Source organism: Streptomyces sp. NPDC001927 (assembly GCF_053594455.1).
Genome location: NZ_JBSFEN010000001.1, coordinates 1154824 through 1175361 on the forward strand (window position 1 = coordinate 1154824; position 20538 = coordinate 1175361).

18 protein-coding genes are annotated in these 20538 nt (G+C 72.5%); 4 read left to right on the forward strand and 14 right to left on the reverse strand.

Features of this window, described 5'->3' with window-relative positions; all coding sequences use genetic code 11:
- Nucleotides 1-12 precede the first annotated feature (12 nt).
- On the reverse strand, nt 13-1164 hold the full coding sequence (locus ACWCO8_RS04495; RefSeq protein ID WP_451030898.1) for an AI-2E family transporter: 1152 nt from the start codon (nt 1162-1164) through the stop codon (nt 13-15).
- Between the two features lie 427 nt (nt 1165-1591).
- Nucleotides 1592-1786: a DUF3046 domain-containing protein gene (locus tag ACWCO8_RS04500; RefSeq protein WP_361966227.1), complete on the reverse strand. Its 195-nt coding sequence runs from the start codon at nt 1784-1786 to the stop codon at nt 1592-1594.
- A gap of 80 nt (nt 1787-1866) precedes the next feature.
- On the opposite strand from ACWCO8_RS04500, the gene ACWCO8_RS04505 reads away from it, so the two are divergent.
- On the forward strand, nt 1867-2796 hold the full coding sequence (locus ACWCO8_RS04505; RefSeq protein ID WP_362012070.1) for a hypothetical protein: 930 nt from the start codon (nt 1867-1869) through the stop codon (nt 2794-2796).
- A gap of 79 nt (nt 2797-2875) precedes the next feature.
- Here ACWCO8_RS04505 and ACWCO8_RS04510 read toward each other — a convergent pair whose 3' ends face one another.
- From ACWCO8_RS04510 to ACWCO8_RS04520, 3 genes are all read right to left on the reverse strand, one after another.
- A complete protein-coding gene (locus ACWCO8_RS04510) occupies nt 2876-3184 on the reverse strand; it encodes an AzlD domain-containing protein (protein WP_362012067.1) in 309 nt (102 codons plus the stop codon).
- Complete coding sequence (locus tag ACWCO8_RS04515) at nt 3181-3951, reverse strand: AzlC family ABC transporter permease (protein ID WP_451030854.1); 771 nt, start codon at nt 3949-3951, stop codon at nt 3181-3183. The genes ACWCO8_RS04510 and ACWCO8_RS04515 overlap by 4 nt, the downstream gene beginning before the upstream one ends.
- Before the next feature lie 137 nt (nt 3952-4088).
- Nucleotides 4089-4910, reverse strand: a complete 822-nt coding sequence (locus tag ACWCO8_RS04520; protein ID WP_451030855.1) for an AraC family transcriptional regulator — start codon at nt 4908-4910, stop codon at nt 4089-4091.
- A 90-nt stretch (nt 4911-5000) separates the two neighbouring features.
- Between ACWCO8_RS04520 and ACWCO8_RS04525 the strand changes: the two genes are divergently transcribed.
- From ACWCO8_RS04525 to ACWCO8_RS04535, 3 genes are all read left to right on the forward strand, one after another.
- Complete coding sequence (locus ACWCO8_RS04525; RefSeq protein ID WP_451030856.1) at nt 5001-9641, forward strand: Lhr family ATP-dependent helicase; 4641 nt, start codon at nt 5001-5003, stop codon at nt 9639-9641.
- A gap of 35 nt (nt 9642-9676) precedes the next feature.
- Nucleotides 9677-10486, forward strand: a complete 810-nt coding sequence (locus tag ACWCO8_RS04530) for an Fpg/Nei family DNA glycosylase (protein ID WP_451030857.1) — start codon at nt 9677-9679, stop codon at nt 10484-10486.
- A gap of 70 nt (nt 10487-10556) precedes the next feature.
- Nucleotides 10557-11321, forward strand: coding sequence for an SDR family NAD(P)-dependent oxidoreductase (locus tag ACWCO8_RS04535; protein ID WP_451030858.1), 765 nt, complete (start codon nt 10557-10559; stop codon nt 11319-11321).
- On the opposite strand, the gene ACWCO8_RS04540 is transcribed toward ACWCO8_RS04535, so the two are convergent.
- From ACWCO8_RS04540 to ACWCO8_RS04580, 9 genes are all read right to left on the reverse strand, one after another.
- Nucleotides 11269-11517, reverse strand: coding sequence for a hypothetical protein (locus ACWCO8_RS04540; protein ID WP_362012049.1), 249 nt, complete (start codon nt 11515-11517; stop codon nt 11269-11271). The genes ACWCO8_RS04535 and ACWCO8_RS04540 overlap by 53 nt on opposite strands.
- A gap of 100 nt (nt 11518-11617) precedes the next feature.
- A complete protein-coding gene (locus ACWCO8_RS04545) occupies nt 11618-12094 on the reverse strand; it encodes a Dps family protein (protein ID WP_451030859.1) in 477 nt (158 codons plus the stop codon).
- 194 nt (nt 12095-12288) lie between these two features.
- Entirely contained in the window at nt 12289-12672 is a 384-nt protein-coding gene (locus ACWCO8_RS04550; protein WP_019889909.1) for a helix-turn-helix domain-containing protein, read from the reverse strand.
- A gap of 109 nt (nt 12673-12781) precedes the next feature.
- Nucleotides 12782-13291 (reverse strand): CinA family protein, encoded by a 510-nt coding sequence (locus ACWCO8_RS04555; RefSeq protein WP_451030860.1) that lies wholly within the window; start codon nt 13289-13291, stop codon nt 12782-12784.
- A complete protein-coding gene (gene pgsA, locus ACWCO8_RS04560) occupies nt 13288-14136 on the reverse strand; it encodes a CDP-diacylglycerol--glycerol-3-phosphate 3-phosphatidyltransferase (RefSeq protein ID WP_451030861.1) in 849 nt (282 codons plus the stop codon). The genes ACWCO8_RS04555 and pgsA overlap by 4 nt, the downstream gene beginning before the upstream one ends.
- On the reverse strand, nt 14133-15629 hold the full coding sequence (gene rimO / locus ACWCO8_RS04565) for a 30S ribosomal protein S12 methylthiotransferase RimO (RefSeq protein ID WP_451030862.1): 1497 nt from the start codon (nt 15627-15629) through the stop codon (nt 14133-14135). The genes pgsA and rimO overlap by 4 nt, the downstream gene beginning before the upstream one ends.
- Nucleotides 15630-15702: 73 nt before the next feature.
- Nucleotides 15703-16530, reverse strand: a complete 828-nt coding sequence (locus ACWCO8_RS04570; protein WP_451030863.1) for a helix-turn-helix domain-containing protein — start codon at nt 16528-16530, stop codon at nt 15703-15705.
- A 229-nt stretch (nt 16531-16759) separates the two neighbouring features.
- Nucleotides 16760-19558, reverse strand: coding sequence for a DNA translocase FtsK (locus tag ACWCO8_RS04575; protein ID WP_451030864.1), 2799 nt, complete (start codon nt 19556-19558; stop codon nt 16760-16762).
- A 126-nt stretch (nt 19559-19684) separates the two neighbouring features.
- A complete protein-coding gene (locus ACWCO8_RS04580) occupies nt 19685-20359 on the reverse strand; it encodes a response regulator (RefSeq protein WP_315893446.1) in 675 nt (224 codons plus the stop codon).
- Between the last annotated feature and the right edge of the window lie 179 nt (nt 20360-20538).

The window sequence follows — 20538 nt, forward strand, 5'->3', positions numbered from 1 at the left end:
CGCGCGGGCTGCTCAGGGTTGGGTGCCGTCCTCCCCGGACGGCGCCCGGCCCTGCTCCTTCTTGTGGTGCAGCGCCTTCTGGAGCCGGGCGACGACGGCCTCGCCGTAGCGCCGGTGGCCGTGCACGCGCGGGTCGTCGGTCACGTCGTACCGCTTCACATAGGCGCCCAGGAAGGCCTGCAGGGTGGCGACGGCCGGGATCGCGATCAGCGCGCCGACCGCGCCGAGCAGAGCCGTACCGGCGATCACCGAGCCGAACGCGACGGCCGGGTGGATGTCCACCGTCTTGGACGTCAGCTTCGGCTGCAGGACGTAGTTCTCGAACTGCTGGTAGACCACGACGAAGGCCAGCACCCACAGTGCGTACCAGGGGTTCACGGTGAACGCGATCAGCATCGGCAGCGCGCCCGCCAGGTACGTGCCGATGGTGGGGATGAACTGCGAAACGAGGCCCACCCAGACCGCGAGCGCCGGGGCGTACGGCACGCCCAGGATCTCCAGCAGGATGAAGTGCGCGACGCCGGAGATCAGGGCCATCAGGCCGCGCGAGTACAGATAGCCGCCGGTCTTGTCGACGGCGATCTCCCAGGCCCGCAGGACCTCGGTCTGACGGGCCGGGGGCAGGACGGAGCAGAGCGCGCGACGCAGCCGGGGCCCGTCGGCGGCGAAGTAGAACGAGAACAGGAAGATCGTCAGTACCTTGAACAGGCCGCCGAGGACCGTGGCCGAGACGTCCAGGACGCCGCTCGCGCTGTTCTGCACGTACTTCTGGAGCCAGTCGGAGCGCAGGAGGCTGTCCTGGACCTCGACGCGGGACAGCTCGGTGTGGAACGTCTGGTTGATCCAGTTGATCAGTGAGTCGAGGTACTGGGGGAAGTTCTCGACCATGTCGACGATCTGGCCCGCGAGCATCGAGCCGAGCAGGACGACGAAGCCCACGCCGAAGACCATCACGGCGAGGAAGACGAGGAACGTGGCGAGTCCTCGCCGCATGCCCCGGGCGGCCATCCTTCCGACGGCCGGTTCGATGGCGAGGGCCAGGAAGAACGCGACGACGATGTTCACGAGCAGCCCGATGAGCTGGTGGAACGCCCAGCTGCCCAGCTGGAAGCAGGCGTAGAGCGCGAGGGCGAGCACCATGGCCCGGGGCAGCCAGCGGGGCATCCGGGCGTACGGCCCGGCCTTCACTCCCTCGCCCGGCCCACCGGAGCCGGCCCCGGCACCCGCCGGGGACGTCACGGGCCCGCTCCCGGGGGTCGGGATGCCGCCCCGGGCCGGCGCGGGCACGGAGCCGGAGGTGGCGGGCTTGGATCCGGGGCTCGCCGGCCCCGAGGTCTCGGAGCCCGGGATCGCGGACCCGGACGTCCCCCCGGAGGCTCTGCCCGCGGCCGACCGCCCCTCCGACCGCGCTCCCGGGGTGCGCCCGGTCAGAGCCTGGTCGAGGGTCCCGTCGGCGGTCGTCTTGCCGGTCTCGTTGCCGGTCGCGTCGGTGTCGTCAGTCGGAGCCACCCCGCCAGTCTCGCGCACCGCGCCGACATTCCGTCCCCGCCGGGGCCCGTCGCGTGGCCGGTCGCCGCGTGGCCGGTCGCGATCAGCGCCTGTCGGCCGGTACGTCCATGGCGGCGCAGACCGCCCGCCACACGTCCTTCGCCTCCCACCCGGCGTCCAGTGCCTCGTGCACCGTACGGCCGCCCAGTTCGGACATCACGTGGTCCCGTGCGAAGGATTCGGCGTAGGACCCGCCGAAGTGGTCCGCCATCCGCTCCCAGAAAATCGTCAACCGCATGAACCCAGTATCCCGCCCCCAAGAGTGCAGCCCGGTCGGTAAGCCTTGTCACACGTCCCGGGCGGCCTACGGTCGGAACCATGGCTGGAACTCCTCTCGCGGCTCCGCATCCGACTCCACGCGCGCGTGCCGAACAGTTCGTCTGGCTGACGGCCCGCGTGCTCGAACAGCGCCGGTTCGCCTACCACTTCCTGCGCGGCGGCGCGGAACCCGTCGAGGTGGCGCTGGCGGCGTACCTCAACGAGGACGGCGGCTACGGCCACGCCCTCGAACCGGATCTGCGCGGTCCGGTCAGCCAGCCGCTGCACACCGGGCACGCGCTGCGGGTCCTGGACTCCGTCGGCCGCTGCGGCGGGCTGCGGATCGAGCGGATCTGCCGCTACCTCACCGAGGTGTCCACGCTCGACGGGGCGCTGCCCGCCGTCCACCCGTCCCAGCGCGGCTACCCCGCCGCGCCGTTCGTGCCGATCGTCGACGACCCGCCCAGCGCGCTGCTCTCCACCGGCCCGGTGGTGGGCCTCCTCCACCGCAACCAGGTGTGGCACGCGTGGCTCTTCCGGGCGACCGAGTTCTGTTGGTCGGCCGTCGAGTCGCTGGAGAAGTCGCACCCGTACGAGATCGAGGCCGCCGTCGCCTTCCTGGACGGGGTCCCGGACCGGTCGCGGGCGCAGGCGGTCGCCGACCGCCTGGGGCGCCTGGTGCGGGAGCAGGGGCTCGCGGTCCTGGATCCGGGGCGGCTCGACGACTTCCCGGTGGCGCCGGGGTACGCGCCGGAGGAGCACCACTTCCCGTACGACTACGCGCGCGTGCCGGACTCGCTCGCCCGGCGCTGGTTCACGGACGAGGAGATGGCCCGCTCGCTCGACCACCTGACGGCGGCACAGCAGGAGGACGGCGGCTGGCCGGTCACCTGGCGCCAGTGGGCCCCGGGCACGGCGCTGGAAGCCCGCCCGATCGTGACGATCGAGGCGCTGCGAACACTGCGCGCCCACGGCCGCCCGATCGACTGACGCCGGGCTGCGCGAGCGATCTTTCTATGCCTCCGGGCCTCACGCAGCAGTAGCAGCGCCACGAGGGCGTGCGAGCCCACTAGCCGCCCAGGGCTCGTACGCCCGCCGTGACGACGACGGCCGCGCCGACGACCACCAGGAAGGGGGCGCGCAGGACCAGGGCGACGGCCGCCGCGGCCACACCGGCCGCGCGGGCGTCCAGGGCGAGTCCGGAGCCCTCTCCGAAGGTCTGCTGGGCGGTCAGCGCCGCGAGCAGGGCGACCGGCAGCAGGGCCGCCAGGCGTTGGACGAGCGGTCGTTCCAGCGCGCCCGCCGGCACCAGGAGCCCGAGCAGCTTGACGAGGTAGCAGCCGACGACCGTGAGGCCGATCGCGATCCAGACGGTCATCGGTCGTCCTCCTTGTCCTTCGCACCCGTCTCCGCGCCACGGCCGCCCGTGCCCGTCCCGTCGGCCAGGCGACGGCCCCTCAGCCACAGCACCGCCGGGGCGGCGAGCGCCGCCGCCAGGACGGGGACGCCGGCCGGCAGCACGGGCAGCAGCCCGAGGCCGAGCACGACCGCGAGGGCCGCCGTGTACCGCTCCGTGGCCGTCTTCAGCATGGGCGCGAGGAGCGCGAGGAAGACGGCGGGTCCCGCCGCGTCCAGGCCCCAGGCCTTGGTGTCGCCGATGGCCTCCGCGCCGAGGGCGCCGAGGAGCGTGGTCAGGTTCCACAGGACGTAGAGCGTGAGTCCGGTGACCGTGAACCCGATCCGCGCGGCCCGCCGCGTCGGCTGGGCCAGCGCCACGGCGGCCGTCTCGTCGATGACCCACTGCGCGGCGAAGGGCCTGACGGGGCGCGGCAGCGCGAGCAGCTGGGACAGGCGCAGCCCGTAGAAGGCGTTGCGGGTGCCGAGGAAGAAGGCTCCGGCCGCGGCCGTGAACGGGTTCCCGCCCGCCGCGAGCGCTCCCACCAGCGCGAACTGCGAGGCGCCGGTGAAGACCAGCAGGCTGAGCGCGCAGGTCTGGAGCAGGGTGAGTCCGGATCCTGCGGAGGTCACGCCGAAGGCGAAGCCGGAGAGGCCGACGGCGATCCCGACGCCGAGCGCGTCGCGCACGACCGCCGAGTCCGCCTTGGTCGACTCCCGTATGACTGGGGGTGCTGTCTGTTCTGCCACGTCAACGACGGTACGGGCCCCTCCGCGCGCGGTCTTGTACGTTCTTGCGCCGCAGCCCCGCGGAGGACGCCCGGGGCCCGCCGACGACCCCCCGCCCCGCGACGCCGCCCCCACCCCGCGACGCCGCCCGCGCCCCGCTACGACGCGCGCGAGCGCTGGTACGCGCCGGGCGGCACCCCCACGCTCCGTGCGAAGTGCCGACTGAGATGGGACTGGTCGGTGAAGCCGACGGCGGCGGCCGTCTCGGCCGGTGCCGTCCCCATGTCGAGGAGCCGCCGGGCCCGCCGTACGCGCGCGTCGGTGAGCCAGGTGTGCGGCGGCATCCCGTACGCCTCCCGGAAGGCCCGCAGCAGAGCGAAGGGGCTGGTGCCGAGGTCGGCGGCGAGGCGCTCCAGGGTCGGCGGGTCGGTCATCCGCTCCTCCAGGACGGCACGCGCGCGTGCCGCGTTCCTGGCGCCCGCCGAGCGGGGCGCGAGCGGCGCGATCCGGCCCCCGTGGCTGCGCAGCATCCGCGCCGTCACCAGGCGCAGCAGGCTGTCGGCGGCCAGTGCGTTGCCCTCCTCGGCGGCGCGGTGGACACCGATGACGAGCTGGGCGGCGTACGGATCGTCGACGACCGGGTCGGTGAAACCGACGTCGCCGCGCAGCGCGATCGTGTCGGCGGCGATGGAGCGGATCAGCGCGGCGTCGGGGTAGATCGTGCGGTACGTCCACCCCTCGGGCACGCCCGCGTGCCCGGTGTGCGGGGTGTCGGGGTTGACCAGGGCGATCTGTCCCGGCCCCGCGTACACCAGGTCGTCGCGGTAGTGGAAGGCCTCCACGCCGTCGGTGATCGCGGCGAAGACGAAGGTCTCGTGCGTGTGCCGGGCGAAGGCCTTCTCCACGTAGTGGGCGTGCAGCAGATCGACGCCGGGCAGCTCCGCGTACCGCCAGTACCGTGCCCGTTCGCCTGTCGCCATGTCCCCATTCTGCGTCACCGAGCGGCCCCGCCACGAGCCGGTTTCCCCAGGTCCGGGCGGTTGTCAGTGGCTGGGTGCACGATGGGGGGCATGGTCAGGTCCGCGCTCGACTCGTTCTCTCCCGCGACCCGTGGTTGGTTCACCGGGGCCTTCCACGCGCCCACGGCCGCGCAGGAGGGCGCCTGGCAGGCCATCGGCGCGGGCTCGGACGTGCTCGTCGTCGCCCCGACGGGCTCCGGCAAGACGCTGGCCGCCTTCCTCGCCTCCCTGGACCGGCTGGCGTCCACCCCGCTGCCGGCCGACCCCAAGAAGCGCTGCCGCGTCCTGTACGTCTCGCCGCTGAAGGCCCTGGCCGTCGACGTCGAGCGCAATCTGCGGTCCCCGCTGACCGGCATCCGCCAGGAGTCGGTCCGCCTCGGCCTGCCCGAGCCGGACATCAAGGTCGGCATCCGCTCCGGGGACACGCCTCCCGCCGAGCGCCGCGCGCTCGCCACGAAGCCGCCGGACATCCTGATCACCACCCCCGAGTCGCTCTTCCTGATGCTGACCTCCGCCACCCGGGACGCGCTCGCCGGGATCGAGACGGTCATCCTGGACGAGGTCCACGCCGTCGCCGGGACGAAGCGCGGCGCGCACCTCGCGCTGTCCCTGGAACGGCTCGACGAGCTGCTGCCGCGCCCGGCCCGCCGCATCGGCCTGTCGGCGACGGTCCGCCCGGTGGACGAGGTGGCCCGCTATCTCTCCCCGCAGCGCAAGGTGGAGATCGTCCAGCCGCCGTCCGGCAAGGAGTTCGACCTCTCCGTGGTCGTCCCCGTCGAGGACATGGGAGAGCTGGGCGGCTCGCCCGCCTCCGAGGGCAAGGACGGCGGCGACAAGCCCTCGATCTGGCCGCACGTCGAGGAGCGCATCGCCGATCTCGTCCAGGCCCACCGCTCCACGATCGTCTTCGCCAACTCGCGCCGGCTGGCGGAGCGGCTGTGCAACCGGCTCAACGAGATCGCCTACGAGCGCGCCACGGGCGAGCCGCTGCCCGACGACGGCCGGCCGCCGGCCGAGATCATGGCGCAGTCGGGCGCCGCCCTTGGCGCGCCCGCGCTTCTGGCCCGCGCGCACCACGGCTCGGTCTCCAAGGAGCAGCGGGCGCAGGTCGAGGAGGACCTGAAGGCGGGCCGGCTGCCCGCCGTGGTGGCCACCTCCAGCCTGGAGCTGGGCATCGACATGGGCGCGGTGGACCTCGTCGTGCAGGTCGAGTCACCCCCGTCGGTCGCCTCCGGCCTCCAGCGGGTGGGCCGCGCCGGCCACCAGGTCGGCGCCGTCTCCACGGGCGTGGTGTTCCCCAAGTACCGGGGGGACCTGGTGCAGGCGGCCGTGGTGACCGAGCGGATGCGCAGCGGCTCCATCGAGTCGATGCGCATCCCGGCGAACCCGCTGGACGTCCTCGCCCAGCAGCTCGTGGCGATGGTCGCCCTGGACAGCTGGCAGGTCGACGACCTGCTGGCGGCGGTCCGCAGGGCCGCCCCGTTCGCCTCGCTGCCCGAGTCGGCGTTCACGGCCGTCCTCGACATGCTGGCCGGACGGTACCCCTCGGACGCCTTCGCCGAGCTGCGCCCGCGCGTCGTCTGGGACCGGGTGACCGGCACCGTCACCGGCCGCCCGGGCGCCCAGCGGCTCGCCGTCACGTCCGGCGGCACCATCCCCGACCGGGGCCTCTTCGGAGTCTTCCTCGCCGGTTCCGACCCCAAGAAGGGCGGCGGCCGGGTCGGCGAGCTGGACGAGGAGATGGTGTACGAGTCCCGGGTCGGCGACGTCTTCACGCTCGGCACCACCTCCTGGCGGATCGAGGACATCACCCGCGACCGGGTCCTGGTCTCCCCGGCCCCCGGGGTGCCGGGCAGGCTGCCGTTCTGGAAGGGCGACCAGCTGGGCCGCCCGCTCGAACTGGGACGCGCGGTGGGCGCGTTCCTGCGCGAGGTCGGCTCCCTGGAGACCGAGGACGCCCGACTGCGCCTGGTCGCCGCCGGCCTGGACGCCTGGGCCGCCGACAACGTGCTCGCCTACCTCACCGAGCAGCGCCAGGCCTGCGGCCATGTGCCCGACGACCGGACGATCCTCGTCGAGCGCTTCCGGGACGAGCTCGGTGACTGGCGGGTCGTCATCCACTCCCCCTTCGGGGCCCAGGTGCACGCCCCCTGGGCGCTGGCCCTCGGGGCGCGGCTGGCCGAGCGGTACGGCATGGACGCGCAGGTCATGCACGCCGACGACGGGATCGTGCTCCGGCTGCCGGACGCCGATCTGATGGGCCTGGACCTCCTGGACGAGGAGCCGGTCGACCCCGGACGGCACCTGGACACGACGTACGACGCCGACCAGGCCCCGATCGGCGCCGCGGACGCCCTGTTCGACAAGGGCGAGATCGGCCAGATCGTCACCGACCAGGTCGGTGGATCGGCCCTGTTCGCCTCCCGCTTCCGCGAGTGCGCCGCGCGCGCCCTGCTGCTGCCCAAGCGCAATCCGGGCAAGCGCACCCCGCTCTGGCAGCAGCGTCAGCGCGCCGCCCAACTGCTCCAGGTCGCGAGCGAGTTCGGTTCCTTCCCGATCGTCCTGGAGGCGGTCCGCGAGTGCCTCCAGGACGTCTTCGACGTCCCCGGGCTCGAAGAGCTGATGGGCGACATCGAGTCCCGTCGCGTCCGGCTGGTCGAGGTGACCACCCCCGAGCCGTCCCCGTTCGCCCGGTCCCTCCTCTTCGGCTACGTCGCCCAGTTCCTGTACGAAGGAGACTCCCCGCTCGCCGAGCGGCGGGCCGCCGCCCTCTCCCTGGACTCGCGTCTCCTCGCCGAGCTGCTCGGCCGGGCCGAGCTGCGCGAGCTGCTCGACGCCGACGTGCTGACGGAGCTGGAGCGGGAGCTCCAGTGGCTCACCGAGGACCGCCGGATCAAGGACGCCGAAGGCGTGGCCGACGCGCTGCGCGTCCTCGGCCCGCTCACCGAGGCCGAGTTGACCGAGCGCGGCGGCGAGCCCGGTTGGGCCCACGAGCTGGGCACGACCCGCCGGGCCATCCGGGTCCGGATCGCGGGCACCGACCACTGGGCGGCGATCGAGGACGCCGGCCGACTGCGGGACGCCCTCGGCACGGCCCTCCCGGTGGGCGTTCCCGAGGCCTTCACGGAGCCGGTGAAGGACCCCCTGGGCGACCTCCTGGCCCGCCACGCGCGCACCCACGGCCCGTTCACCTCCTCCGAGGCGGCCGCCCGCTTCGGCCTCGGCCCCGCCGTCACCGACGGCGCCCTACAACGTCTGGCCGCCGCGGGCCGGGTCGTCCAGGGCGAGTTCCACCCCTCCGGCATCGGCCAGGAGTGGTGCGACGCGGCCGTGCTGCGCCGCCTGCGCCGCCGTTCGCTCGCCGCGCTCCGGCACGAACTGGAGCCCGTACCCCCGGCCGCGCTCGCCACCTTCCTGCCGCAGTGGCAGCACCTGGGAAGCAGCAGCCTGCGCGGGATCGACGGACTCGCCCGCGCCGTCGAGCAGTTGCAGGGGGCGCCCGTACCGGCCTCTGCCCTGGAGAAGCTCATCCTGCCGTCCCGGGTCAGGGACTACTCCCCCGCGCTCCTCGACGAGCTGACCACGACCGGCGAGATCGTCTGGGCCGGCGCGGGGGCCCTCCCCGGCAAGGACGGCTGGATCTCGCTCTATCTGGCGGACGCGGCCCCCCTGTTGCTCCCGCCGCCGCACCCGCTGGAGCAGACCGCGCTCCACGAGTCCGTGCTCACAACCCTGTCCGGCGGATACGGCCTGTTCTTCCGCCAGATCGCCGACCAGGTCCGGGCCACCACCCACCCGGACGCCACCGATCCCCAACTGGCCGACGCCCTCTGGGACCTGGCCTGGTCGGGCCGGCTCACCAACGACACGCTCGCCCCGCTGCGCTCCCTCCTCGGCTCGGGCCGTACGGCGGGGTCGACGGCCCACCGCGCCAAGCGGACGATCCCGCGCGGCCGTTACGGCACACTCACCGCCGCCGCACGCCCCGCGTCCCGGACGGGCCCGCCGACCGTCAGCGGACGCTGGTCGCTGCTCCCGCCCGTCGAGCCGGAGCCGACGCACCGCGCCCACGCCCTCGCCCGCACCCTGCTGGACCGGCACGGCGTGGTCACCCGGGGCGCCGTGGCCGCCGAGGGGGTCGAGGGCGGGTTCTCCGCGACGTACCGCATCCTGTCCGCCTTCGAGGACAGCGGGCAGGCCCGCCGCGGCTATGTGGTGGAGGGCCTCGGCGCGGCCCAGTTCGCGATGGACGGCGCCGTGGACCGGCTCCGCGCGGCGGCGACCGCACGGGACCGCGGCGTGGAGGCGGGCGCCGGCCCCCGCGCGGTGGTCCTGGCCGCAGCCGACCCGGCGAACGCGTACGGGGCGGCGCTGCCCTGGCCCGAGCCGCCGAGCGGCGCGGGACACAAGCCCGGCCGGAAGGCGGGGTCCATGGTCGTCCTGGTCGACGGGGAGCTCACGCTCTACATGGAGCGCGGCGGCAAGTCCCTGCTGTGCTGGCCGGACGACCCCGAGGACCCGGTGCTCAGAGCCGCGGCCGAGTCCCTGGCCGCGGCCGCCCTCGCGGGCTCGCTCGGTACGGTCACGGTGGAGCGCGTCAACGGAGCCACGGCCCTCACCTCACCCCTCGCCCGCGCCCTGGAGACCGCCGGCTTCCACGCCACCCCGAGGGGCCTGCGCCTGCGCCCGTAAGAGACACGGCCCCGTCGCCGACCCATCATGGAGCCATGCCCGAAGGAGACACGGTCTGGCGGACCGCCCGCAGCCTGCACACGGCCCTCGCGGGCCGCGTCCTGACCCGGTCGGATCTGCGCGTCCCCCGGTTCGCCACCGCCGATCTCACCGGCCGCTCCGTCCTGGACGTGACCCCGCGCGGCAAACACCTCCTGACCCGGTTCGACGGCGGTCTGACCCTCCACTCCCATCTGCGGATGGAAGGCGCCTGGCGCGTGTTCGCCACCGGGGGGCGCTGGAGCGGGGGCCCCGCGCACGAGATCCGAGCGATCCTCGCCAACACCGAACACACCGCCGTCGGCTACCGCCTCCCGGTCCTGGAACTCATCCGCACGGCCGAGGAGGAGAACGCGGTCGGCCACCTGGGCCCCGACCTGCTCGGCCCGGACTGGGATCCGGCGGAGGCCGTCCGGCGTCTCACCGCCGACCCCGCCCGCCCCCTCGGCGAGGCCCTCCTCGACCAGCGGAACCTCGCGGGCATCGGCAATGTGTACAAGTCCGAGCTGGCCTTCCTCGCCGCCGTCACCCCCTGGCTCCCGGTCGGCGAGCTCCCGCCCGGCATCCCCGAACGCCTGGTCGCCACCGCCCACCGCCTCCTGGAGGCGAACAAGGACCGCCCGGACCGGCGCACCACCACGACCCGCCACCCCGCGCACCACCTCTACGTGTACGGCCGCGAGCACCGCCCCTGCCTGCGCTGCGGCACCGAGGTCCGCCGCGCCGGCCCCACGGCCCACCGATCCGCACCCGACGACCGCGTCTCGTACTGGTGCCCGGGCTGCCAGAAGGGCCCGGCGGCCTGACCTCAACGGCCCCCGATCAATCCGCACCCACCAATTGACGGACCGTCAGATCCAGTCGTACGGTCCGCTCATGGCCCTCACGGCGTACGACTTCACCGGCCGCACCGCCTTCGTCACCGGAGCCGCGAGCGGGATCGGCCGCGCGACCGCCACGCTCCTGGCCCAGGCGGGCGCCACCGTCCACTGCGCGGACCGCGACGAGCCCGGCCTCCACGAGACCGCGAAACTCGTCGGCGAGCACGGCGGCACCGCGCACACCCACGTTCTCGACGTCACCGACCGCGCGGCCCTCGCCACGGCCGTCGCCGGCGCGGGCCCGCTGCACACGATGGTCGCCGTCGCCGGGATCATGCACACGAGCACCGTCCTGGAGACCCGCGACGAGGACCTGGACCGCGTCCTCGCGGTCAACTTCAAGGGCGTCCTGTACGCCTGCCAGGAGGCCGCCCGCTCGATGATCGCGACCGGCACCCGCGGCTCCATCGTCACGATGGCCTCGGGCGCCATGGACACCGCGAGCCCCGGCCTGCTCTGCTACAGCGTCACCAAGGCGGCCGTCGTCCAGCTGACCAAGACGCTGGCCACCGAGGTCGGGCAGCACGGCATCCGGGTCAACGCGATCGCCCCCGGCTGGATCCGTACCCCCATGACCGACCGGCACGAGCCCGCGGCCCAGGAGCAGGCTGAGGCGGCCATGGCCCGACGCTCCCCCCTGGGCCGGGTGGGCGAACCGCAGGACATCGCCCACGCGGTCCTCCACCTCGCGTCCGACGCCGCCGCCTTCACGACGGGTCAGATCCTCCGCCCCAACGGCGGCGTCGCGATGCCGTGGTGACCCGTGCGGCGGACGCCGTCACGTGCACCGGCAGCAGACTCAGCCCCCAGCCGCCGGCCGCGACCGCCCCTTCGACCAGCCCCGACTGCTCGGGGACCAGCACCAGTCGCAGCACCGCCCACCACCACAGCCCGCCGGCCGCGAGGCCGCCCGTCACCCACCCGAGCGTCCCCAGCGCAACCCGTCGCCGTACCATGGCCGCCTCCTGCGGTCGACGCTAGACCGGCCGTATCACCCTGCGGGAGGGCGCACGGGAGGCAGCCCCGGCGCACGAGCCGCACAGCGCGGGCGCCACGCTAGGCGCTCTCGGCCTGGAACATCCAGGCATGCTTCTCGAGATCGGCCGTCAGACCGATCAGTACGTCCTGGCTGACCGGGTCGGGATCGCCGGTCTCCTGGATGCGCTCCCGCATCCCCACGATCACCGCGTCGAGCGCCTGGACGAGGATCGCGACCGCGTCCTTGTCCTTGATCCAGCCGTTCGCCACCGCGACCGCCCCCACCGCACTCGTCGAGGCAACCGTCGCGGATCGCCCGTCCGGGTTCACGCCGATCGCCGAGGCGCGCTCGGCGACGACATCGGAGTGCTGACGGGCGGTGAGCACGACCTCGTCGAGCTGCAGATGGATCGAGCGGAACCGGGGTCCCACCACGTTCCAGTGCACCTGCTTTGCGACCAGGGCCAGATCGACGAGGTCGACCAGCGCTCCCTGCAGAGCGGAGCCGACCGTCTTCAGGTCGGCGTCGGACAGGGGGCTCTTGACGACAGACATACGGAATCTCCAACCAGTCGTACGTTCTCCCCACGATGCACGAAGCACTAAAACGGGGCATCTCGGAACAATCCGTAACCGCACAACCGAGTTCAACGGAGTTCAACCGAGTTCAACCGAACTCAACCCGGAAACGACGAAAGCCCCAGTCGATGTCCGCACGGGACACCGACCGGGGCTTCGCCCACTTCGGTTCAGGCAGCGACGACGTCCACCGCTTCCGCGGGCGCCTTGATGGTCACCCGCTCGGTGGGCACACCTGCCACCGACGTCACCGACACCGAATTGAGCATCGGGCGTACCGGCGCCGGCACCGGTTCGCTCGCCGCTGCCGACTCGGCCAGTTCGGCCAGCGACAGCTCGTCGCTCACTTCACGCATGAGCTCGGACATCCGTACGTCAAGCGCGTCGCAGATCGCGGAGAGCAGCTCGGAGGAAGCCTCCTTCTGCCCCCGCTCCACCTCGGAGAGATAGCCGAGCGAAACTCGGGCGGACGAGGAGACTTCGCGCAGAGTACGGCCCTGGCGCTGGCGCTGCCGACGCAGCACGTCACCCAACAGGCGACGGAGCAGAATCATCGGTGGCTCCCTCCTCGGACCGCGTAGCCGCATCCTTCACGCCCCACCGTACCGCCTCGCGCTGCGGCCGTGCGGGGAGCGATGTCGTGTTCACTCAGGGCTGCAAACATCAATTCCCCCCGTTCTGTTCCGTATCCTGTGCCCGCCCATTTCCCGAGAGTTCGTCGCCGAGCAGTTCCAGCACGCTCCGTACGCTCTCTCTACGGATTTCCGCACGGTCGCCGTTCAACCGCAATGCGACCACTTTCCCGGCGCCGACGGGCCCCGCCACCGCCACGTAGACCGTGCCGACGGCCTGGCCGTCCTGCGGATCGGGCCCGGCGACACCGGTCGTCGCGACGCCCCAGTCGGCGCCGAGCCGGACCCGCGCACCCACCGCCATCTGCACCGCGACGTCGGGGTTCACCGCGCCGTGCTCACCGAGCAGGAACTCGTCGACACCCAGGAGATCCCGCTTCAGGGCCGTGGCGTACGCCGTGACGGACCCGCGGAAGACTTTTGATGCCCCGGGCACCGAAGTGAGCTCCGCGGCCACCAGACCGCCCGTGAGGGACTCCGCCGCGGCGAGGCTCTGACCACGCTCCGCAAGCAGCTCCAGCACGCGGGCGGCCCGGTTCATCGCGCCGGCCCCGCAGCGGGCCCCGCCGTGGAGGCGTCACTCGTCGGCGCCCCGGAGTCCTCAGGACCGCTCGCCGGCCCCGGCACGGGCTGCGGCGCACCCTCGGAAGCCTCACCGGAACCACCCGAAGCGCCCGAAGCACCAGCAGCACGCGAAGCGCCGGCAGCACCAGCACCAGCCGAACCACCGGCAGCACCCGCCGTCCGCTCCTCGGCGAGCCCCCGGCGCCTCAGGACGATCGCCTGCCGGACGTAATCCAGACCGGTGACGACCGTCAGCACGACGGCCACCGCCATCACCCAGAAGCGCAAGGTGGCGAGTGGACCGGTCAGCACCAGCACGTACATCCCGACCGCCGTGCCCTGCGCCAAGGTCTTCATCTTGCCGCCGCGACTGGCCGGAATCACCCCGTGCCGGATCACCCAGAACCGCATCAGCGTGATCCCGAGCTCTCGCGCGAGGATCACGATCGTCACCCACCACGGCAGGTCGCCGAGCGACGACAGGCAGATCAGCCCGGCCGCCATGATCGCCTTGTCGGCGATCGGGTCGGCGATCTTGCCGAAGTCCGTGACCAGGTTGTACGTCCGCGCCAGATGGCCGTCGAAGACGTCCGTGATCATGGCGACGGCGAACGCGGCCCAGGCCCAGGCGCGCCAGACGGGGTCATGACCGCCGTCCTGGAGCAGCAGCACCACGAAGGCGGGCACGAGCACCAGCCGGATCATGGTGAGGATGTTGGCGATGTTCCACAGGCCGGCCTGATCGACCGCCGCGGAGCCCAGCTTGCCGCCGGGCGCGGGCCTACCGGTCCCGCCCGTCGCGGATGCCGGGACTCCGGTCATCTGCCCGCCTCCTCGAAAAGACACTCGGCCACCAGGTCGACGCCTTCCGTCGCCACGACCTTCGCCTCGACGATACGGCCAGGAGTCAGCTCCCGGCTCGCGGCGGAGTCCGCGGTGATGACGACCTGGCCGTCCGTCTCCGGCGCCTGGTGCGCCGCGCGGCCGATCACGCCGTCCTCGTCGTCGACCGATTCCACCAGTACTTCCAGGGTCTCTCCGATCCGCTCCTCCGCACGCTGGGCGGTGAGCTCCTCGGCGAGCCGGGAGAGGTGGGCGAGCCGCTCGTCGACGACCTCCTGGTCGAGCTTGTGCTCGTACGTGGCGGCTTCGGTGCCGTCCTCGTCGGAGTAGCCGAAGACGCCGATGGCGTCGAGCCGCGCGTGGGTGACGAAGCGTTCCAGCTCGGCGAAGTCCGCCTCCGTCTCGCCGGGGAAGCCGACGATGAAGTTGGAGCGGGCACCGGCCAGCGGGGCCTTGCCGCGGATGGTCTCCAGGAGCTCCAGGAAGCGGTCGGTGTCGCCGAAGCGGCGCATGGCCCGCAGCACGTCGGGGGCGCTGTGCTGGAAGGACAGGTCGAAGTACGGGGCGACCTTCTCGGTCGACGTGAGGACGTCGATCAGACCGGGCCGCATCTCGGCGGGCTGGAGGTAGCTGACCCGGACCCGCTCGATGCCGTCGACGGCCGCGAGCTCGGGCAGCAGGCTCTCCAGGAGGCGGATGTCGCCGAGGTCCTTGCCGTACGAGGTGTTGTTCTCGGAGACCAGCATGACCTCCTTCACACCCTGCTCGGCGAGCCAGCGCGTCTCGTTGAGGACGTCGGAGGGCCGCCGCGAGACGAAGGAGCCGCGGAAGGACGGGATGGCGCAGAACGAGCACCGGCGGTCGCAGCCGGAGGCGAGCTTCACCGAGGCGACGGGGCTGCGGTCCAGGCGGCGGCGGAGCGGGGCACGCGGCCCGGAGGCCGGCGCGATCCCCTCGGGCAGGTCCGCCGGCACGTTCTCGGGCGCCTCGACAGCGGCGTCTCCATGACCCGGCAGGGCCACCGCGGCAGCGGCCTCCTGGCGCTCCACGGGGGACAGCGGCAGCAGCTTGCGGCGGTCGCGCGGGGTGTGGGCCTCCACGCTGCCGCCGCTGAGGATGGTCTGGAGCCGGTTGGAGATGTCGGCGTAGTCGTCGAAGCCGAGCACACCGTCGGCTTCGGGGAGGGCGTCGGCGAGTTCCTTGCCGTACCGCTCGGCCATGCAGCCGACCGCGACGACGGCCTGGGTCTTGCCGTGATCCTTCAGATCATTGGCTTCGAGGAGGGCGTCGACGGAGTCCTTCTTGGCGGCCTCGACGAATCCACAGGTGTTGACGACGGCGACATCGGCTTCCCCGGCGTTCTCGACGAGCTCCCAGCCGTCCGCTGCCAAGCGGCCTGCGAGCTCCTCCGAGTCCACCTCGTTACGGGCGCAGCCAAGAGTGACAAGGGCGACGGTACGGCGTTCGGGCATGGACTCAAGACTACTTCGTCCCGGCCGTACCCCCGCCGCGCAGGGTTCACCTGCGCGACGGTCGCCGGCGGGATCATCCGGCCTCGGGGTCGCCCTTGGCGTAGGAGAGCCGCTCGACGGCACCGGATTCGAACTTCTCTTCGATCTTCTTGCCGTTCACGAAGAGCTCGATCGCACCGGCGTTGCCGAGGATCAGGTCGACCCGCTCGTCGTCCTGGAAGGTCTTGGACTCGCCCTCGAGCAGGAGCCCGTCGAAGAGCAGCTTGCCGTTGCTCGCCTTGGCCGAGATCCAGCTCTTGTCGTTGGTGGCGGTCAGCTTGACCGTGACCTTGTCCTTCGGGACCGCCGCGATGGCGCTCGGCACCGGGCGCGGCGGGGCGGTGGTCGGCTTCGTGGTCGGAGTGGTGGTCTTCTTCTCCGGAGCCGGGCCCTCGGCGACGGCACCCGCGCCGTCCGTCGTATCGGTCCCGTTGAACATCGTGAAGCCGACGAAACCGACGACGGCGACGATCGCGGCGACCATCGCCGCGGTCCAGTTGGGGCGGCGCGGCTCGGGGCGGATGCGTTCCGCCTCGAACAGCGGCGCCGCGGGGGTGGGCGCGGGCCGTCCGCCGTGGTCGGCGTCGTACTGCTCGATCAGTGGCGCGGGATCGAGTCCGACGGCGCGGGCGAGCGTGCGGATGTGCCCGCGGGCGTAGACGTCTCCGCCACAGCGGGAGAAGTCGTCCTCCTCGATCGCGTGCACGATCGGGATGCGGACCCGCGTGGAAGCACTGACCTCGTCGACGGTGAGACCGGCGGCGATCCGGCCCTGCTGGAGGGCGCGACCGATCGAATCCCGGTCGTCTGCCGGAAAGTTCCGGTCGTCTTCGGGGGATTCGGGGGAGTTGCCGATGGACACGAGAGCGCCTTTCGAGCGTGTAACCACCTGCTGGATGCTCAGTCTATGGGTGGTACGAAAGGGTGGGGCAACCGGGCATACGCTGTTTGTACGCCATGAGGCTGGGACATCATGCTGTCCCTCCCTCCAACTTGACGTACGCCCAAGGGAAACGGTTGCCCAAGTTCCCTTACGAGTGAGTCTCGGCCAGGTCTCGTTATGGCCAGGGCCACCGCCCGGGGCACGGGACCTACTCCGTACTCTCCCCCCGGATGACGGCGAGCACCCCGTCCAGCTCGTCCGGCTTGACGAGCACGTCCCGCGCCTTGGACCCCTCGCTCGGGCCGACGATGTTCCGCGACTCCATGAGGTCCATCAGCCGTCCGGCCTTGGCGAAGCCGACCCGCAGCTTGCGCTGGAGCATCGAGGTGGAGCCGAACTGCGTGGCGACGACCAGCTCGGCGGCCTGGCAGAGCAGGTCCAGGTCGTCGCCGATCTCCTCGTCGATCTCCTTCTTCTGCCTGGTGCCCACGGTGACGTCGTCCCGGAAGACCGGCGCCATCTGGTCCTTGCAGTGCTGGACGACGGCCGCGACCTCGGCCTCCGTGACGAAGGCGCCCTGCATGCGGACGGGCTTGTTCGCGCCCATCGGCAGGAAAAGTCCGTCACCCTTTCCGATGAGCTTCTCGGCTCCGGGCTGGTCGAGGATGACCCGGCTGTCGGCGAGCGAGGAGGTCGCGAACGCGAGCCGCGAGGGCACGTTCGCCTTGATCAGACCGGTCACGACGTCCACCGAAGGCCGCTGCGTGGCGAGCACCAGATGGATGCCGGCCGCGCGGGCCAACTGGGTGATGCGGACGATGGCGTCCTCGACGTCCCGGGGCGCGACCATCATCAGGTCGGCCAGCTCGTCCACGATCACCAGCAGGTACGGATACGGCTTCAGCTCGCGCTCGCTGCCCTCGGGCAGCTTGACCTTGCCGTTGCGGATGGCCTCGTTGAAGTCGTCGATGTGCCGGAAGCCGAACGCGGCCAGGTCGTCGTAGCGCAGGTCCATCTCGCGCACCACCCACTGCAGCGCCTCGGCGGCCCGCTTGGGGTTGGTGATGATCGGCGTGATCAGGTGCGGGATGCCCTCGTACGCGGTGAGCTCGACCCGCTTGGGGTCGACGAGCACCATCCGGACGTCCTCCGGGGTCGCTCTTATCATGATCGACGTGATCAGGCAGTTGATGCACGAGGACTTTCCGGAGCCGGTGGCACCGGCGACCAGGACGTGCGGCATCTTCGCCAGGTTGGCCATCTCGTAGCCGCCCTCGACGTTCTTGCCGAGCGCGACCAGCATCGGATGGTCGTCCTCGGCCGCCGCAGCGAGCCGCAGCACGTCGCCGAGGTTGACCATCTCCCGGTCGGAGTTCGGGATCTCGATGCCGACCGCGGACTTGCCGGGGATCGGCGAGATGATCCGTACGTCCGGGGAGGCCACGGCGTACGCGATGTTCTTGGTCAGGGCCGTGATCTTCTCGACCTTCACGGCCGGGCCGAGCTCGACCTCGTACCGCGTGACCGTCGGCCCGCGCGTGAAGCCGGTGACGGCCGCGTCGACCTTGAACTCGCTGAAGACGTTGGAGAGCGACTCCACCACGGCGTCGTTCGCCGCGCTGCGCGTCTTGCCGGGCCCGCCGCGCTCCAGGAGGTCGAGCGAGGGCAGCGCGTACGTGATGTCCCCGGACAGCTGGAGCTGCTCCGCGCGCGGCGGCAGCTCGGAGTGCTCGGGCGCGGGCTTGGTGAGGTCCGGTACGGCTCCGGGCAGCCGCCCGGCCTTCTCGGCGCGGGCGCCCGGGACCGGCGCGGCGGACGGAGCCTCGGCCTCGTCCGCCCGGGCGGCCTCGGCGGCGGCCGCGGCGACGGCCGCCGCGCGCTCGGCGGTGACGTCGCGGGTGAGGCCGGCGACCAGCGGCGAGGGCGGCATGCCGTTGAGCACGGCCCCGTCGAGGGCGGCGGCCGCCGCGGCGGCCACGTCCACGGCGTCCATGGGCCGGTCGAACGCGGGCTGCACCGAGGGCCTGCGCGGCCGCCTGCGCCGGGTGAGCGCCTCCTCCTCGGCCTGGTCGACGTCGTACACCTCCGGGGAGCCGGAGGGCGTGCGCCGGGCGCGCGAGGCGGGCTGCGGGCCGGTCCCGCGCCAGTCGTCCTCGTACGCCTCCGCGTCGGCCTCGGGGTCGTACGCCGGCTCGACCAGACCGAGCCGGGCGCCGAGGGCGCGCAGCCGCTGCGGGATGGCGTTGACGGGCGTGGCGGTGACGACGAGCAGGCCGAAGATCGTGAGCAGCACGAGCAGCGGTACGGCGAGGACCTCGCCCGTCATGAAGATCAGCGGCTTGGACGCGGCCCAGCCGATGAGCCCGCCGGCGTCCTGCATGGCCTCCGTGCCCTCGCCCCGGCCGGGCGAGCCGCAGGCGATGTGGACCTGTCCGAGCACCCCGATGACGAGCGCGGACAGGCCGATGACGATCCGCCCGTTGGCCTCCGGCTTCTCCGGGTAGAGGATCAGCCGCACGCCGATCGCGCCGACCAGCAGCGGCACGAGCAGGTCGAGCCGGCCGAACGCGCCGGTGACGAGCATCTCGACGAGGTCGCCGACCGGGCCGCGGAGGTTGGACCAGGTGCCGGCGGCGACGACCAGGGCGACGCCGAGCAGCAGCAGTGCCAGGCCGTCCTTGCGGTGCGCGGGGTCGAGGCCCTTCGCTCCGCGCCCTATCCCCCGGAACAGCGCGCCCACGCCGTGCGCGAGGCCGAGCCAGAGCCCGCGCGCCAGCCGGTACACGCCACCGGTCGGTGAGGGCGCGGGCTTGGGCGCCGGCTTCTTCGCGGCGGCCTTCTTGGCGGGCGCGCGCTTCGCGGGCGCGGCTTTCTTCGCCGCGGTCTTCTTCGCGGGCGGCTTGGCGGGCGCCGCTTTCTTCGCGGCGCCGCCGCTCGTACGGCCGGCGCGCGGCTTCGCGGTGCCCGCCGCGCCCTGGGAACCCTTGCCGGACGTACGTGAGGCCATGATGCTGAGGTTACCGGTGTGAGCCGCGCGGGACACGTGCCATCCGGGCTCACCCGTTCGTGTCGTCCGTACCAGGGCGTGAAACTGACGCCCGCTCACCGCGGGCGGTCACACCTTGACGCCACGTCAGCTCTGCGAGGGCAGCACGGGCGGTCCGCCCGCACCGGGCTCCAGGGCGTCCAGGGCCCGCCGCAACCCCGTGAGCTTGCGCTCCAGATGCGCGGCGGTCGCGACGGCGGCGGCGTCGGCCGAGTCGTCGTCGAGCTGCTTGGACAGCGCCTCGGCCTGCTCCTCGACCGCCGCGAGGCGGGCGGAGAGCTCGGCGAGCAGCCCTGCGGACTCCTTGGCGTGGCCGCCGGAGCCGCCGCCTTCCAGTTGGAGCCGGAGCAGCGCGGCCTGCTCGCGCAGCTGGCAGTTCTTCATGTACAGCTCGACGAAGACCGAGACCTTGGCGCGCAGCACCCACGGGTCGAACGGCTTGGAGATGTAGTCCACCGCGCCCGCCGCGTATCCGCGGAAGGTGTGGTGCGGTCCGTGGTTGATCGCGGTGAGGAAGATGATCGGGATGTCCCGGGTCCGCTCACGCCGCTTGATGTGCGCGGCGGTCTCGAATCCGTCCATTCCTGGCATCTGGACATCCAGCAGAATGACCGCGAAGTCATCGGTCAGCAGCGCCTTGAGCGCTTCCTCCCCGGACGATGCCCGCACCAGCGTCTGATCGAGCGCGGAGAGAATGGCCTCCAGCGCCAGCAGATTCTCCGGCCGGTCATCGACCAGGAGGATCTTGGCCTTCTGCACCATGCCCCGTCCTCCTCGCCCCGGCATCGGCTCTCCCCGACTCGCCGAGCCGAGGGAAGCACCGGGCGCCGCCCCAGAAGACGACTCCCATGCGCCGTCCGTCCTTGTGCCGGTCATGGTAGCCGCACCCCGCCTGTCGCCACACCCTGTCACCACGATGTCACTGTGCACGTAGCAGAAAC